The sequence below is a fragment of the Pseudomonas sp. A39 genome, from assembly GCF_058145955.1.
On sequence record NZ_JBYVMD010000034.1, the window covers coordinates 1 to 14999 of the forward strand.

The following is a 14999-nucleotide window of genomic DNA, read 5'->3' on the forward strand; positions in this document are numbered from 1 at the left end:
TGGCCAACGACTTCAAGTCGAGCATCGTCGACATCCCGCTGCTGGAGTCCTACCCGGACCCGCAGGACCAGGGCAAGCTGCTGGCCTTGGACTACCGCAAGTTTTCCCATGAACTGGAAGACAAGATCCGCGACAAGTTCGAAGTCCAGAACCCCAACGTCAAGATCCACATTGTCGGTTTCGCCAAGAAAGTCGGTGATTTGATTGATGGGCTGGTGATGGTGGTGCTGTTCTTCGGCGTTGCATTCGTCATTACCTTGATCCTGTTGCTTTGGTTCACCAACTGCCTGCGCAGCACGGTCGCGGTGTTGAGCACCACGCTGGTGGCGGTGGTCTGGCAACTCGGCTTGATGCACTTTTTCGGTTTCGGCCTGGATCCGTATTCGATGCTGGTGCCGTTCCTGATCTTCGCCATCGGTATTTCCCACGGTGTGCAAAAGATCAACGGTATCGCCCTGCAATCCAGTGACGCGGACAACGCGCTGACGGCTGCGCGGCGCACCTTCCGGCAACTGTTCCTGCCGGGGATGATTGCGATCCTGGCCGACGCGGTGGGCTTCATCACACTGCTGATCATCGACATCGGCGTGATCCGTGAACTGGCCATCGGCGCGTCCATCGGTGTCGCGGTGATCGTGTTTACCAACCTGATCCTGCTGCCGGTAGCGATTTCCTATGCCGGCATCAGCCAGCGCGCCATCGCCCGGAGCAAGAAGGACGCACACCGCGACCATCCGTTCTGGCGCCTGCTGTCGAAATTCGCCAGTGCCAAAGTGGCGCCGGTCTCGATTCTGCTCGCGCTGGTCGCCTTCGGCGGCGGCCTCTGGTACAGCCAGAACCTGAAGATCGGCGACCTCGACCAGGGCGCGCCGGAACTGCGTCCGGACTCGCGCTACAACAAAGACAACAACTTCATCATCAGCAACTATTCCACCAGTTCCGACGTGCTGGTGGTGATGGTCAAGACCAAGGCCGAAGGCTGCTCGCGCTATGAAGCCATGGCGCCCATCGATCAGTTGATGTGGAAGATGCAGAACACCGAAGGCGTGCAATCGGCGATCTCGCTGGTGACCGTGTCCAAGCAGATGATCAAGGGCATGAACGAGGGCAACCTGAAATGGGAAACCCTGTCGCGCAACCCGGATGTGCTGAACAACTCCATCGCCCGTGCCGATGGCTTGTACAACAACAATTGCTCGCTGGCGCCGGTGCTGGTGTTCCTCAACGACCACAAGGCCGAAACCCTCGACCGCGCCGTGCATGCGGTGCAGGACTTCGCCAAGGAAAACAACAAGGACGGCCTGGAATTCATCCTCGCCGCCGGTAACGCCGGCATCGAAGCCGCCACCAACGAGGTGATCAAGGAGTCGGAGCTGACTATCCTGATCCTGGTGTACCTGTGCGTGGCGACCATGTGCATGATCACCTTCCGCTCCTGGGCGGCGACCCTGTGCATCGTGTTGCCGCTGGTGCTGACCTCGGTGCTCGGTAACGCGCTGATGGCGTTCATGGGCATCGGTGTCAAGGTCGCGACCTTGCCGGTGGTGGCCCTGGGCGTGGGGATCGGCGTCGACTACGGCATCTACATCTACAGCCGCCTGGAAAGCTTCCTGCGCGCTGGCTTGCCGCTGCAAGAGGCGTATTACCAGACGCTCAAATCCACCGGTAAAGCCGTGCTGTTTACCGGCCTGTGCCTGGCAATTGGCGTGTGCACTTGGATCTTCTCGGCCATCAAGTTCCAGGCCGACATGGGCCTGATGCTGACGTTCATGCTGCTGTGGAACATGTTCGGCGCGCTGTGGCTGCTGCCGGCGCTGGCGCGGTTCCTGATCAAGCCCGAGAAGCTGGCGGGGCAGAAGGGCAACTCGTTGTTTGCCCACTGAGCCCTGTGGTGAGGGTGTTCACGCCCTCACCACAGAGAGGCCGTATCACTGGCTTGCGCGCTGTCCTGGCGCGATCGCCAGGAAAATGCTGTCGACGGGTGGGGTGATCAAGACGTAGATGATACGGCTGAGCGGCACGCCGCCGGGTTCTTGCTGGTGGCGCAAGGCGTCTTGGACGTGTTGTTTAAGCAGGTCCTTTTGCGTGTATTTGCGCTGCTCCGGCAGTTTTAGGTGCGCACGGGTGTAGCGATTGGGGGCTGCGTCGGCGGTTGCGTAATGGAAGTGGGCGTACCACAACACCTGCGCGGGTTTTTTGGCTGTGTCGTACACGGCGTATTCGGTGAAGAAGTCGCCACTGAGGGTCGGACGTTCCGGGTCCGCCCGGCTCGTCAGGTTGATATCGATCTGTTGATGTTCCCACAAGTAATTGAGGCTCTCCTGCGTCGGCCATTGCCGCTTGTAGGCCTCACTGCACACGCGCTCCGCCAGCCGCGTGATGTCCCGGGCTTGCGCCAGGTACTCATCGATCAGGCGCTGGACCGCGGGTTTGCCGGCAAGGTGATCCCGTTTCAGTTCATCGGCCAGGGCCGTGAATTTATTCGCGTGCCGGGTCAACAGTTCATCCCAGTCTGCTGGGTTGACCTGTTGTCGGGTGAGCTGGGCGTCGAGTTTCAGCTGGTCTGCGCTGATCACCTGCTCAATGCCTTTGCGTTGCGCTGTCAGGTCCTGCGCCAGACCTTTGAGCGTGGCCAGCGTGCGGGCCTGCGGTTGGGGTTTCGCTGGAGGAGAGGGGGCATCGGTCTTCGCTGCCCAGCCGTCTGCATGTGGGCTGAATGAAGCAATGGTTTCGCCGGTCAGCGTATCGGTGAGGGTGAACTGTTCCTCGGCACCCGGTGTATCGGCCGGCTTGAAGTCACCGATGAGGTACGCCTTTTTCCTGGTTTTGAACACCCGCTTGGCCGGACTTTTGGGCCGTAGGGTTTTTGACAACGGCAGCTCGACGTCCAGCGCTTCCTGCTTGCGCACCACTGACTCCAGCTCGCGTTGCGCCAGCGCCTGGGCGTATTCAAGCCCCTCCAGCAGGCGGTCGGCCTCCGGGCGCAGACGCCGTGGGTTGAGGGCCTTGAGGGCACGAATGGCATCCTCATAGCGGCGGTACTGCTCGAGGATGGTCTCATACACATTACGCTGCTCGGCCAGCGTGAATTCGACGCCGCTGCGTACTTCGACGTGAGACTGCAGGGCTTGGATCAGGTCGGTCTGCTCAAGGCGATTGAGGTAAAAGTCTTCTTGGGGTGGCAGCAGCCGATCGGCGGTCGCCACACTGGCGGCGGCGAGATAGTTCAGCGCATTGAGTTTCAGGTTGTCGGAGAAAAAATTCTGCGGGTACTGGATCTGCGCCAGGCATTCCTGGCGCAGTGCGCGGCCTGCCGACGAGTCTTGCTCCAGTTGTTCAAGGGTGGTTTCCATCGCCGCGGACACCTCGGCCATGTGTTGGCGGATGTTCGCCGACTCCACGGTGTTGCTGATGTATTCGTCGTAGATCGTGGAGTCGCCCAGCAAATGGTCGATAAACATTCTGCCCCCCATCTCTGCCATCGGTTCACCGGCGATGGAAAAACGCATGGAGTTCAACCGGCCCAAGAGCAGGGTACTGATGAGCAATTGCTGGTCCCAGATGGTTTTGAGGATTTTCGCCCGGTCATGCACATGCACGCTGGCGCCTCCGACTCTTTCCAGTTCCTGGCCAAGCTTGACCATTTCCAGGCGTGGGGTCAGCGATTGGGCAAATTGCACTTCCAGGTTGTGCAGCAGAACCTGAAACTCGGTACGCAGTTCCCGGTGCTTAAGTGCCTCCTTCATGTGGCGCGATTCAAGGGCCGGCTGTTGTGCTTCAGTGGCTTTTTGCAGCAGATTCCACACCAGTTGCGCGGTTTTACGTTGCTTTTTCAGGGCCTCAAGCGCCGGTGATATTCGGCTGATTGACGACTGGAACGGCGCCATCACTTCCGTCATTTCGGCGTTGAGTGCGTACATGTGTGCGACCAGTTGGTCCTTTCTACGCAGGTTTTCCTCGCGCAACGCCGCCATTCGCTTCGGGCCGCCGCCTATCAGCTTGATCCCACGGTCCAGGGACCAGTGGCCTTTGCCATCGGATTTAAGCTTGATGCCCGGATGGTCTATTTTCTCTGGATGAATGATGAAGACTTCGTTGAAGCCCGGAACAATACTGACCCTGAACAACAGCGCCGCGACCGAGGCATGCCATCGGCCGTTGATAGTGTACAAACCCTGATGGGGGCCGATTTGGATCGGCTCCGGCGCCGGCACAGGCCAGGGGACGTTGACCGCCCGCAGCTTTTTCAGCAGTTTTGCCGAAGCGCCGTCGCCGGCCAGGGAGTGGTCAAAGTCCAGCAGCGTGCGGCCGCCGCCCGGCGGTTCGGCGGGCAGGCCGACGGCGCCCCGTTCAACCACCGGCGCCCGGCTCGCTCCCTGGCCGGGCACGGGCTGGCGAATGAGGGGCTGCTCATCGAGCGCGGCGCTTTCGTGGGGCGTGCTGGGGAACCCATGATGCAGCATCAGCATGCCAATGTTGAGCAGCAGATCGACCCACGCCAGCTCCCGAGCGGTGGGGTCGTGACTCTCGAGTGCCGGCAGGTCGTGCTGCAGGCCTTGCGCCAGTTGCATCAGCCAACCGACGGCCGCGAGCGGTCCGCGCACGGCGATCAACAGCGTGTTGAACCCTAACTGCATACCTTCGAGAATCAATGCCCAGCGGCTTTCGTTGTTGGACGTTGACTCACGTGCGGCCTGGTCCAACAGCTGCCGGGTTTCACTGCCAAACAGGTACTCCATGAGTGTGCCATTGCCGAGGGCCTGACGGATTTCGTCGCCCGTCTCGTCATCCGCCTGGGCCAGCTGTGCGGGCGCCGGCACCCTGGGCAGGCTGTCGAAATCCGAACCGATGCCGACACGTACGTAGTGGGGCTGGGTAAAGCCGCCGTTGCTGTAGATCGCCCTGGCGAGGTCCGGCAGCCACGTCAGGATACTGTCCTGCAGTGGGCCAGGTTGCACGATGGCGGCGAGCAGTTGCTCGCGGCTGGCAAACTCCTGCAGCGAATCGCGATAGGCTGGGCGATAAAGCAGGTGCGGCCCCTGCCGGGTATCAAGCGGCTCGATGATGAACATGTTTTGCACCACGTCCGCCGTAGCGCCGGGTTTGCGCACAAACGCCAGCGGGCGGATGACGATGTCGTCGCCGTCGACCTGGCGCTCAGCGGGGTCCAGGTTGACCACGGCATTCACACAACGAACCCCGCGCAGCGTCAGGCCCGCTTCGGCCTTGATCTTGTGTTCCAGTGCCTGGGTTTTCAGGTGCACAGGCCGCTGCTGCTGAAACAACTGCCGGCGTTTTTGCGCCGCCTCGGTGTCGCTCATCAATGCTTGGCGCAGGTATTCAGGGTAGTTTTTGCCGATGTCGACACGCTGTATCAACCTCAGGATATAGTCGGCGGTCAACCACGCTTCCAGCGCTCTGCCGGTGCGATGGCTGAGTGTCAGGCGGCCTTTGGGTTTCCCTGAGAGGTTTTTCAGCGCCAGCTCTACCAGGCTCATGGAAACCGGCTCGACATAACCGCCTTCAAGGCTGCCCACTGCAACGTGAAAGGTCAGCACCAGGTCGTCGGCACGGTACCCGCTGGACAGTGCGCCGGCATCGCAGGTGCGCTGGCCGCGCAGGGCGCCGGCGCGGTCCAGGCACAGTTGGTGGTCCAAATGCTGGGCTGCATAGCTGCGCAGTGTATCCAGGCCATCGAAGTCTGAGTCGCCGAGTGTCAGGCGCCGGATACCGGCTTGTTCAAGCACGCATTGGCGGTAGGCAATGCGGTCACCGGCGCTGGCGTTTTTCAGCCAGTCGGGAAGAGCTGCCTGGAGGCGCGGCAGGCCGGACAGGGGCAGGGCGGATGCTTGGGTGAGCAGCCGTGCCGGATCAGTGACCCGCGCAAACAACTGCTCCAGCGCCTCTACGCTGGAACGCGCCGGAAGTTGGAGGGCCGCGAGATCTTCCAACTGCTGGTTCAGTATCAGCCCGGCTTGGACTTCGAAAATATCGCCATCGGGTTCGTATTGCTGCCAGGTGATTTTGTCGGCGCTGAAGCGCTGTTGCAGGGCGTCGCCCCATGCTTTGCCGAAGGCATCCAGGTCGGGGAATGGCGTGACTTCCCCTGATAGGCGACACAGCAAGACGTGCTCGCGGCAGACCAGCAAAAGGTCGCAGGCTTGCCGGGCGAGTTGAGTGCCCGCCTGAGTCACCTGCGTTTCCAGGGTATAGGCGCGGACCGCGTTATCGGGCCAGGGTTGGCGGGCGCGTGTGCTTCGGTCAGGGTAGCGGTTCAATGCGCTGATGACGTTCAGGTACTTGGCGTTGGCGCCCACCTGGCGAATGGCTGAGTCGAGCAGCGCGCCTTGCAGCACCACGGCCAGCCACTTCCAGCGGCTGCCACCGGCGTCGCTGTCCTGGCTCCAATAGTTGGCCAAGGCGTCTTGGAAGCTGACGAACAGAATCAGTGGCAGCTCTCTGATGACCGCTTCGATGACCTCCAGATCATAGTCGCGAGGTCCATTGGCGTCGTAGCGGAGCCGAGTGCCGGTGGCGTCGCTCAAGTAGCTGTCCAGGCCACCGCGTGGCGACACGTCGGGAAAGCTGCCGTCCGCCATATGGGTGAGCGCCACGTCCAGCAGCGGAAGCAGCGCCCGGCCGCCACCCTCCCGGGGCACGGCCAGCCGCAGGTCATCGAGGAGAGCCGTCAGGGGAGGGTATTTTTCCGCCAGGTGGAGGGCCAGCAACTGCGTGGTGACGGAGCGCACTGTCGGTCGCGTGAGAAATTGAGCCTCAACCACTTGTCGGGTTGGGTGTGCAGGCGGGAACGAGTTCGGGTCTGTCATGGGTATTCCTTTACAGGGGATAAAGACGCGCCAGCCCAAAGTAAAGGGTTGCGTTGCCGCGAGGCGGTAGCCCGTTATGGTCTTAGGCCTTGGCGGCAAACTGGCCTATGATTAGCCCTTTGAACCTGATGAAAGACTGTGATGACTGAGAATTTGCCTGCCGTCCTGGAAACGTCCGACATGCTTGAAATCGACGGGCTGTACGCCTTCGACTTCGAACTCGATAACGAAAAACTGCTGATCACCGCCATGGACGGCCGTGCGGAAAAACGTTGGCGCTTCAGCCTGGAGCAGGTACAGGCCGCCACCTTCGATGACACCTTGCAAAGCTGGACCCTTACCGGTGAGTCGGGCGAGCACCGCCTGATCTGCATGAGCGCGTTCACCGGCAACAATAACGACGAGGATCAAGCGGATGATGATGCGTAAATTCTGGCCCCTGCTGATGGCCGGCAGTGTAGGTGCCATGTCGGTGCAGGCCGCGCCGGTCGACACTTATGAACTCTTGGTGGGCAGCTACACCGCCGGCAGCAGTGAAGGGATCTACCGCCTGCAATTCGACAGCCGTACGGGTAAGTTCAACGGTCAGCCGGTATTGGCCGCGAAGGCCGCCAACCCATCGTGGCTGACGGTCTCCAAGGACCAGAAGCATCTGTTCGTGGTCAACGAGAATGGCCCAGGCCAAAAAGACGCGGTAGGGCGCGTCAGCAGCTACCGCATCGACCCGAACAGTCACCAACTGACCCTGATCAATCAGGTGCAAAGCCTGGGCAATGAGCCGACCCATTCCAGCGTGGCCGCTGACGGGCGCTACCTGTTTGTCGCCAACTATTCGGTACTGGAAGATCCGGGCGGCAGCCTGGCGATCCTGCCGGTGGATGCCGAGGGCAAGCTGTCGGCGCCCGTTCAGTTGAGCGGGCACCCGGCCAGCCGGGTGAATCCTGAACGCCAGGCGTCCAACCATGTGCACTCGGTGGTATCGTCGCCGGACGGCAAGTACGTGTTTGTCCAGGACCTGGGGGCGGACAAAGTGTTTGCCTATCGCTACGACCCCAAGGCCAACCACGAGCTGCCATTGACCCCGGCCAACCCGGCCTCGGTGCAACTGCCACCGGGCAGTGGCCCGCGTCACCTGTTGTTCAGCAGCGATGGCAAACACGCCTGGCTGACCACCGAGATGAGCGCCCAGATTGCGGTGTTTGATTACAAGGACGGCCAACTGACCCAGACCCAGTTGGTGGAGTTCGCCGCCGGGCAGCCGGTATCAGATAAGGCGGGCGCGGCGTTGCATGCGTCCAGTGATGGCAAGTTCTTGTACGTGAGCAACCGTGGTACGGCTAATCAGCTGCTGGTGTTCAGCATCGACCCGGCTACCGCGCACCTCAAGGAACTGCAACGCCGTTCCGTGGAAGGCGACCACCCGCGCGAGTTCAGCCTGGACCCGAGCGGCAGGTTTTTGCTGATCGCCAACCAGAAAAGTAACGAAATCGTGGTGGTTGAACGCGACCCCAACACCGGTCTGCTGGGTAAAACCGTGCAGAAACTGGCGATCGACGCCCCCAGTGACCTCAAATTCCTGGTGCGTCAATAAGCCACAGGCCCCGCACTGCGGGGCCTGACCCGGAGTATTAATTCTATTAATAGCGGCTAATGTTTCAAAGCATTTCTAAGGTTCAACCCTCGGGCGTAAGTTGGGTTCCAAGGCCTTCCCAGGCCACCCAACCAAACGAACACAAGGGTTACCGACATGAACTTGAATCTCTTCTCCATCATTGCCGCTTCCGCTGTTTCCGCCACTGTCGCCCTGCCAGCGGCGGCCAGCGTGGAAGTTTCCGGCAAAAAATCCAGCACCAGCGCCTACACCCAGAAATACCTGCAACAAAGTGCCAACTTCTACGCCGCACTGGATCACAAGACTCAGCAATAACCTGCACAAAAGCAGACGCCAAACCACTGGAACGAAGCCTGGCTCGTTCGAGTGGTTTGGCGTTTGTGCATCTGCAGAATAAAAATGATTGATATCACATTGCCATGTGTTTAAATTTGACGCTCAAATATTGACGCATTTATTCCTGGAATCGACAGCATGGCACTCCGACTCGCCGCACTCATCCTGGTTCTCTACTCCGCCCCCATCCTGTCTTCCGTACAAGGGGTGGACGGTGAGCCGGAGATTGCCCGTGAGCGGTTGCTTAACCTGGTTGAAGGCTAAACCGAATCCCAGTAGTGAGCGGGCTTGTCCCGCGCTGGGCTGCGAAGCAGCCCCAAACCAGGCGCCGAGGAATACCTGACACCGTGCGGCGTTTTCGATGGGGCCGCTTCGCAGCCCAGCGCGGGGCAAGCCCGCTCACTACAGAGCCCTGTCGGGTCAGGTCTTTGCCATTACGGCAATGAACAGCGGCGATTGCAGGAAGCACTCCAGCCACTGCTGTAACCGGGGATACGGTGCACCGGCAAACCATTCCCGATCCACATGGGCGAACTGACGCACAAACGGCGCCAGGGCCATGTCTGCCAGGCTTGGGTGATCGGCGAATAAGTACTCGCGATTCGCCAATAATCCCTCAAGTGTGCGCAAGAACACCTCGCCCTCGGCCCGATAATGTTCCATCGGTTGTTCCGGGTAGCGTTCGGCATACTTGTATCGATTCAAGTGATACTTGAAGCCCACATCGTTCTCGGCAATCAACGCCAATACCGCCGGGTCACCCTGCAGCAGCCAATCATCCGGGTCGTGCTGCGCCAGCGCCCACTGCATGATCGCCAGGCTTTCATCGATCACCACGCCATTCACACTCAACACCGGCACCGTGCCTTTGGGTGACAGCGCCAGCATTTCGGCCGGCTTGGCCTTGAGGCTCACTTCGATAATGCGCACGGGCACGCCGCAATAGCGCAACGCCAGGCGCGCACGCATCGCATACGGGCAGCGTCGAAACGAATACAGCAGCGCCTCGCTCACTTGACCTCCAGGGTGCTCAAGCCATTGCCTTGGCGCTTGACCTGGATCTGCACCGGAATGCGCTCGTGCATTTCCTGCACGTGGGAGATCACCGCCACTTTGCGGCCCTGGGCCTGCAAACCGTCCAGTGCGTCCATCGCCAACTGCAGCGACTCGGGGTCCAGGCTGCCGAAGCCTTCGTCGATAAACAGCGACTCGATCTTCAACGTGCTGGAGGCCATCGACGCCAGGCCCAGCGCTAGCGCCAGCGACACCAGGAAGGTTTCACCACCGGACAACGAATGCACCGAGCGCAGTTCATCGCCCATTTCCGTGTCCATGACCAACAGGCCCAGCATGCTGCCGCCGCGCTTGAGGCGGTAGCGGCGCACCAATTGGCGCAGTTGCACGTTGGCGTGGTGCACCAGCAGGTCGAGGTTGTAAGCCTGGGCGATCTTGCGGAAGGTGTCGCCGGTGGCTGAGCCGATCAGCGCATTCAGGCGTGCCCAGCGTTGCCATTCGTCATAGGCCTTGGCGATCTGTTCGGCGAAGGCCTGATTGGCATCCTGGCGGCGCTGGTCTTCGGACTGGCGCGCGCGCAATTCGGCGCAGGTTTTTTCTCCCTCAGCCAACTGTTGGTTGAGCGTAGCCAACGCGCTGTCCAGTGCTTCGGCTTCAAGGTTGCCGTTGTGCAGGGCTTGGTGCTCGGCCAGGCGTTGCTCGCGTTCTTGCAGCAGGACCTTGGCTTGTTCAACGGCTTTTTCGCTGTGCTGCAACTGCTGGCGCAATTGGCTGACCTGGGCGTCATCGTAGGCCAGCAAGCGGTTGAGGCCATCGTTATCGAGCTCCGGGTGCCGGGCTCGCCACTCGCCGAGGCGTGTGTCCAGCGATTGCTGTTCGGCCTGTAACGCTTGCTGGCGCTCCTGCTGGGCCTTGAGATCGGCGGCCAACTGGATCAATGCGTTGTGGATCTCTTGCAACTGCTTGTTGGCGTCGGTTTCACTCTGGCGTGATTGGGTCACGGCCTGATCCAACTGCTGTTGCCAGTGTTCGGCACTGCCGTGCTCGCCAAGCAACGCGCCGAGTTTTTCCTGAGCTGCTTGTTGCTGGGCGGCCAACTCGTTGACCTGCTGATTCAGCGCATCGAGTTGCTGCTGGCGGTGCTGCTGATGCGTCTGTTCTTTCTCGATCGCCTGTTGACGCTCTTGTTGCTCGGCCAGCTCATCGCGTTGATGGCCCAGCTGTTCGAGACGCTGGCTGACCTGTTGGTCCAACTGCATGAAGGTGGCGGCGGGCTCGGCGCGTAAACCCTCCAGGGTGTCGGCGGGCAACAGGCTGGTAAAGGCATTCAGTTCCTGCTCAAGACGTTCACGGTCGCTGGCCAATTCGCGTTGCTGATCCACCAGCAACTGACGGGCCTGCTGGCTCGCTTCCTGGGCGGCCTGCACTTGCTGCTGCAAACGCCCGGCGTTTTGTTGCAGGTTGAGCAGGGCAGCCTGGCGTTGTTCGTCCTGGGTGATGCTCTGGGTCAGTTGGCTCAGCTGTTGGTCTAGCCAGGCACTGCGCTTGGCGGCGTCCTGGTTGAACAATGTGGCGGCCAGCGGGTGCGCCTCCAGGCTGGGCTTGAGTGCTTGCTGGTGCGTCGCCAGTTGCTCCTGCTGTTGCAGGTATTCCTTCTGCTGGGCGATCAAACCGCCCACTTCGCCACGTAGCTCGGTGAGTTTTTCCTTGAGGGTATCGACAGCTTTCTGCGCCGTGGCTTCTTCGTTTTCGTCATGGCGACCGAGGCTTTGCAGCAGTGCTTCGGGCTGGTGATACGGGTGCTCATGACTGCCGCACACCGGGCAGGGTTGGTCGTCCTGCAACTGCGCGCGCAACTCCTCGACGCTGGCGCTACGGGCCAGGCGCTGGCGTTCCAGCAGTTGCTTGGTCACGGTCAGCGTCTGTTCGGCAATCGCCAGTTCAGCCTTGGTGTGCAGGCCGGTCTGGTTCAGTTGCTCGCGCTGCTGTTGGGCATCGGTGAGCTTTTGCGTCAATGCGCTGGCTTGCTGATCCAGCTGTTGCTGGCTGTCCCACAGGCGCGTCAGGTCTTCGAAGGCACGTTGCTGCTTGCGATTGTCCTGCAGCAGGCTGGCGAGCAACTGGATCTGCTCGGCCACGGCATGCGGCTCGGCACCGGCTTCCTGGTACAGCAGGTCCAGGGCCTCGCGTTGCTGAGTGAACTGTTCGGCGGCGGCGGTGGCGCGCTGTTCCAATTGCGGCAGTTCTGCCTGGCCTTTGTTCAAGCGATTGCCGATCAACATCAGCTGTTGCAGGCGATCGCGGTAGGCGGACCAGGCATCGCTCAGCGGGGCGAGGGCAGCGCTGCGATCAAGCTCGGTCGCCAGGCGTTCCAGGCGTTCGGCGACTTGGCGTTGTTTTTCCAGCAAGCCGTTGAGCTGGGACTGGCCTTCGGCGCAGGCAGTTTCGTGCTGCTGTTTGTCCTCGGTGCGCTTGGCCAACGCTTTGGTCAAGTGGGCGAGGGTGCTCTGTTCTTCGAACGCCTGACGCAGCAGTGGCGCCGCGTCGCCTTGATGTTTCAAGGCCGCAGCCAATGCGGTTTGCGCGCTGGCCTGTTGCTGCTGTGCCTGTTCCTGGCGGGTATGCAGTTCGGCCTGTTGTTGGCTATGCGATTGAATCTGCTCGGCCAACGGCGCCAGCACGGTATTGAGTTCCGACTGGCGCGCGAACTGATGACGTTGCGGTGCCAACTGCTCCAGGCGGCTGAGGTCCTGGCGTTGCGGGGCCTGGGTGTCCCACTCCGCCTGCGCGCGCCGCAGCTGTTCGGTCGCGGCGAGTTGGCGTTCCTGCCATTCGCGCAGCTCCTTGAGCCACGTGTGCTGCAGCTCCAACTGCTTGAGCTGGGCCTGCTGGGCCTTGAGCTGCTGTTGCGCCGCGTCGAATTGCTGATCCAGTTCGGCGCGGGCTTCGGCGGCCAAGGGCACCACGCCGGTGGCCTGGTCCTGCAACTGCTTGTGCGCGTCCCTGGCGTCTTTGGCCTTGTCAAAGGCGCGCCGCCCGAGCTGGGTGTAAAGCGCGGTATCGGTGAGCTTTTCCAGCAGCTCGCTGCGCTCGTTGTCATTGGCCTTGAGGAACGCGCTGAACTCGCTTTGCGCCAGCAACACGGCGCGGGTGAATTGTTCGAAGTTCAGGCCCAGGGCCAGTTCCAGCTGGGTCTTGTATTCTGTTTTCTGGCTGGCCAGCAGTTGATCGCTGTCCAGGTCGATCAGGCTCTGGCGGCTGTTCTGCAACTTGCCGCTGGCCTTGTCGCGGGCGCGGTTGGCTTCCCAACGCGCCCGGTAGCGACGGCCGCTGACGCCGACAAAATCCACTTCAGCATAACCGCCGCCCGTGCCGCGCCGCAGCAGGGTGCGCGGGTCGCCGATGGAAATATCGCTGTCGGCATCCGGCATCTTCGCCTGGCCGGTATCGCCCAGGCGGGGCACCGCGCCAAACAGCGCCAGGCACAAGGCATCGAGCAAGGTGCTTTTACCGGCGCCGGTCGGCCCGGTGATGGCAAACAAACCGGCACTGGCCAGGGGCTCGGCGGTGAAGTCGATCTCGAACGGGCCAGCCAGGGAGGCGAGGTTTTTCAGGCGGATGGCGAGGATCTTCATGGCTGTTCGCCCTCCTGTTGCACTTCCTGGAGCAGCACGGCGAAGTCCTTCAAGGTTTGTTCATCCACTTCACTGCCGTAGCTGTCCTGCCAGGCGCGGCTGAACAATTCCTGGGGCGTGAGCTGGTCGAGTTCGATCAGGCGCTCCTCACAGGTGTCGTCGCTGCCGCGCGTGCCGGCGTATTCGGCGGCGATGCGCACCAGGCGCACGGCCTTGCCTTGCAGCGCAGTTTCAATCTGCTGGCGCAGGTCGGGCTGCGGCTCGTCGAGGCGCACACGGACTTCGAGCCAGGGGTGGCGCTGGGTCTCGGCGAGCAGGTCGACGTCCGGCAACTCGGCCAACGCCTTGAGGATGTCGGCCAGGGGCGCGGCTTCCAGGCGTTGCAGGTCGACCGAGCGGGGGATCAGCAGCGGTTCGACACTCACCAGGCATTGGCCCTGGAACGTCACGTCAAGGATCTGATGCTTGTAGCCGATTTCGGAAAACGACAGCGGAATCGGCGAACCGCTGTAGCGAATGCGTTCTTCGCCATTGACCTTTTGCGGCTTGTGCAAGTGGCCGAGGGCGACGTACGCGACGCTTCTATCGAACAGACTGGCCGGCAGCGCCTCGGCATTGCCGATGATCAGGCTGCGTTCGGAGTCTTCCGACACCGAACCACCGGCCATGTGCGCATGGCTGATGGCAATCAGCGCCTGGCCTTTTTTGCGTTTGGCGTTGGCGGCGGCGATCAGCCATTCATGGACCTGGCCGATACCGCGCAGGTAATCGTCACCCAGGTGCGCGCCGGTGACTTCCGCCGGCCGCAGGAACGGCAGCGCCAGGCACCACGCGGCGACCTTGCCTTTGGCATCCGGCAGCGGGATCAGCAGGCGCTCGGCGTCGAGTTCGCCATCATCCAGCCACAACACCCGGCCGAGGGCGTGGGTGCGCAGACGGCGCATCAGCGGCGCGGGCAGTTCGATACGCGAGCCGGAGTCGTGGTTGCCGGCGATCATCACGATGGTCAGCTTCGGGTTTTGTTCATGGGCGCTGATGATGAAGTCATACAGCCGCTCCTGCGCCTTGAGCGGTGGGTTGACCGTGTCGAAAATATCGCCGGCGATGAGCAGTACATCCGGGCTATGGGCGTTGAGTTGGCCCAGCAGCCACTCGAGGAAACAGGCGTGTTCGAAGTCGCGTTCCTGGCCATGGAGGTTTTGGCCCAGGTGCCAGTCGGAGGTGTGAAACAGACGCAAGGCGAACTCCGTAGAAAAGATGAAAAGGAGGGGAGTTTACCTGTAATGCGACCATGCTGCCCCCAGGCGACACAGATTCAATGTGGGAGGGGGCCTTTTAACCATCCAAGACACAACGTAGAGATTGATTGCGCAGCGCTGTTGTGGGGAGCGGGCTTGTTGTGGTGAACGGGTTTGTTGTGGTGAGCGGGCTTGCCCCGCGCTGGGGTGCGAAGCAGCCCCAAAACCTGCCAATGAGGTCTGGCTGAATGATTGAGTCGTCTGGATGGGGGCCGCTTCGCAGCCCAGCGCGGGGCAAGCCCGCTCACCACAGCAAGCCCGCTCACCACAACAGGCC

General features: G+C 61.5%; 9 protein-coding genes. 5 read left to right on the plus strand and 4 right to left on the minus strand.

The window, feature by feature from the left end:
- A partial coding sequence (locus AC3ZU9_RS22625; protein WP_490091364.1) for an efflux RND transporter permease subunit occupies window positions 1–1883 on the plus strand: 1883 nt, incomplete at its 5' end.
- Between the two features lie 45 nt (window positions 1884–1928).
- Here AC3ZU9_RS22625 and AC3ZU9_RS22630 read toward each other — a convergent pair.
- Complete coding sequence (locus AC3ZU9_RS22630) at window positions 1929–6827, minus strand: dermonecrotic toxin domain-containing protein (RefSeq protein WP_490091365.1); 4899 nt, start codon at window positions 6825–6827, stop codon at window positions 1929–1931.
- 141 nt (window positions 6828–6968) lie between these two features.
- Here AC3ZU9_RS22630 and AC3ZU9_RS22635 point away from each other — a divergent pair, with 141 nt between their 5' ends.
- The 4 genes from AC3ZU9_RS22635 to AC3ZU9_RS22650 all read left to right on the plus strand — a co-directional run bounded on the left by AC3ZU9_RS22635 (window position 6969) and on the right by AC3ZU9_RS22650 (window position 9039).
- Window positions 6969–7256 (plus strand): DUF5629 family protein, encoded by a 288-nt coding sequence (locus AC3ZU9_RS22635; protein WP_490091366.1) that lies wholly within the window; start codon window positions 6969–6971, stop codon window positions 7254–7256.
- Complete coding sequence (locus AC3ZU9_RS22640; RefSeq protein ID WP_490091367.1) at window positions 7243–8418, plus strand: lactonase family protein; 1176 nt, start codon at window positions 7243–7245, stop codon at window positions 8416–8418. The genes AC3ZU9_RS22635 and AC3ZU9_RS22640 overlap by 14 nt, the downstream gene beginning before the upstream one ends.
- Before the next feature lie 156 nt (window positions 8419–8574).
- Window positions 8575–8754: a hypothetical protein gene (locus tag AC3ZU9_RS22645; protein WP_016980181.1), complete on the plus strand. Its 180-nt coding sequence runs from the start codon at window positions 8575–8577 to the stop codon at window positions 8752–8754.
- A gap of 159 nt (window positions 8755–8913) precedes the next feature.
- Window positions 8914–9039 carry a hypothetical protein gene (locus AC3ZU9_RS22650; protein WP_256530428.1) on the plus strand — a complete coding sequence of 42 codons (126 nt, stop codon included), beginning with the start codon at window positions 8914–8916 and terminating at the stop codon, window positions 9037–9039.
- 156 nt (window positions 9040–9195) lie between these two features.
- On the opposite strand, the gene AC3ZU9_RS22655 is transcribed toward AC3ZU9_RS22650, so the two are convergent.
- The 3 genes from AC3ZU9_RS22655 to AC3ZU9_RS22665 are packed head-to-tail and all read right to left on the minus strand — an operon-like array spanning window position 9196 to window position 14662.
- Window positions 9196–9789 (minus strand): glutathione S-transferase, encoded by a 594-nt coding sequence (locus AC3ZU9_RS22655; protein ID WP_093541800.1) that lies wholly within the window; start codon window positions 9787–9789, stop codon window positions 9196–9198.
- Window positions 9786–13424, minus strand: a complete 3639-nt coding sequence (locus tag AC3ZU9_RS22660) for an AAA family ATPase (protein ID WP_490091368.1) — start codon at window positions 13422–13424, stop codon at window positions 9786–9788. Before AC3ZU9_RS22660 ends, AC3ZU9_RS22655 begins: the two co-directional genes overlap by 4 nt.
- Window positions 13421–14662: an exonuclease SbcCD subunit D C-terminal domain-containing protein gene (locus AC3ZU9_RS22665; protein WP_490091369.1), complete on the minus strand. Its 1242-nt coding sequence runs from the start codon at window positions 14660–14662 to the stop codon at window positions 13421–13423. Before AC3ZU9_RS22665 ends, AC3ZU9_RS22660 begins: the two co-directional genes overlap by 4 nt.
- Window positions 14663–14999: the final 337 nt, after the last annotated feature.

What these genes read in the sequence shown, in the direction of transcription:
- AC3ZU9_RS22660 (WP_490091368.1), bottom strand. Translation starts at nt 13,424, where the DNA reads ATGAAGATCCTCGCCATCCGCCTGAAAAACCTCGCCTCCCTGGCTGGC.
- AC3ZU9_RS22640 (WP_490091367.1), top strand. Translation starts at nt 7,243, where the DNA reads ATGATGATGCGTAAATTCTGGCCCCTGCTGATGGCCGGCAGTGTAGGT.
- AC3ZU9_RS22630 (WP_490091365.1), bottom strand. Translation starts at nt 6,827, where the DNA reads ATGACAGACCCGAACTCGTTCCCGCCTGCACACCCAACCCGACAAGTG.
- AC3ZU9_RS22645 (WP_016980181.1), top strand. Translation starts at nt 8,575, where the DNA reads ATGAACTTGAATCTCTTCTCCATCATTGCCGCTTCCGCTGTTTCCGCC.
- AC3ZU9_RS22635 (WP_490091366.1), top strand. Translation starts at nt 6,969, where the DNA reads ATGACTGAGAATTTGCCTGCCGTCCTGGAAACGTCCGACATGCTTGAA.
- AC3ZU9_RS22650 (WP_256530428.1), top strand. Translation starts at nt 8,914, where the DNA reads ATGGCACTCCGACTCGCCGCACTCATCCTGGTTCTCTACTCCGCCCCC.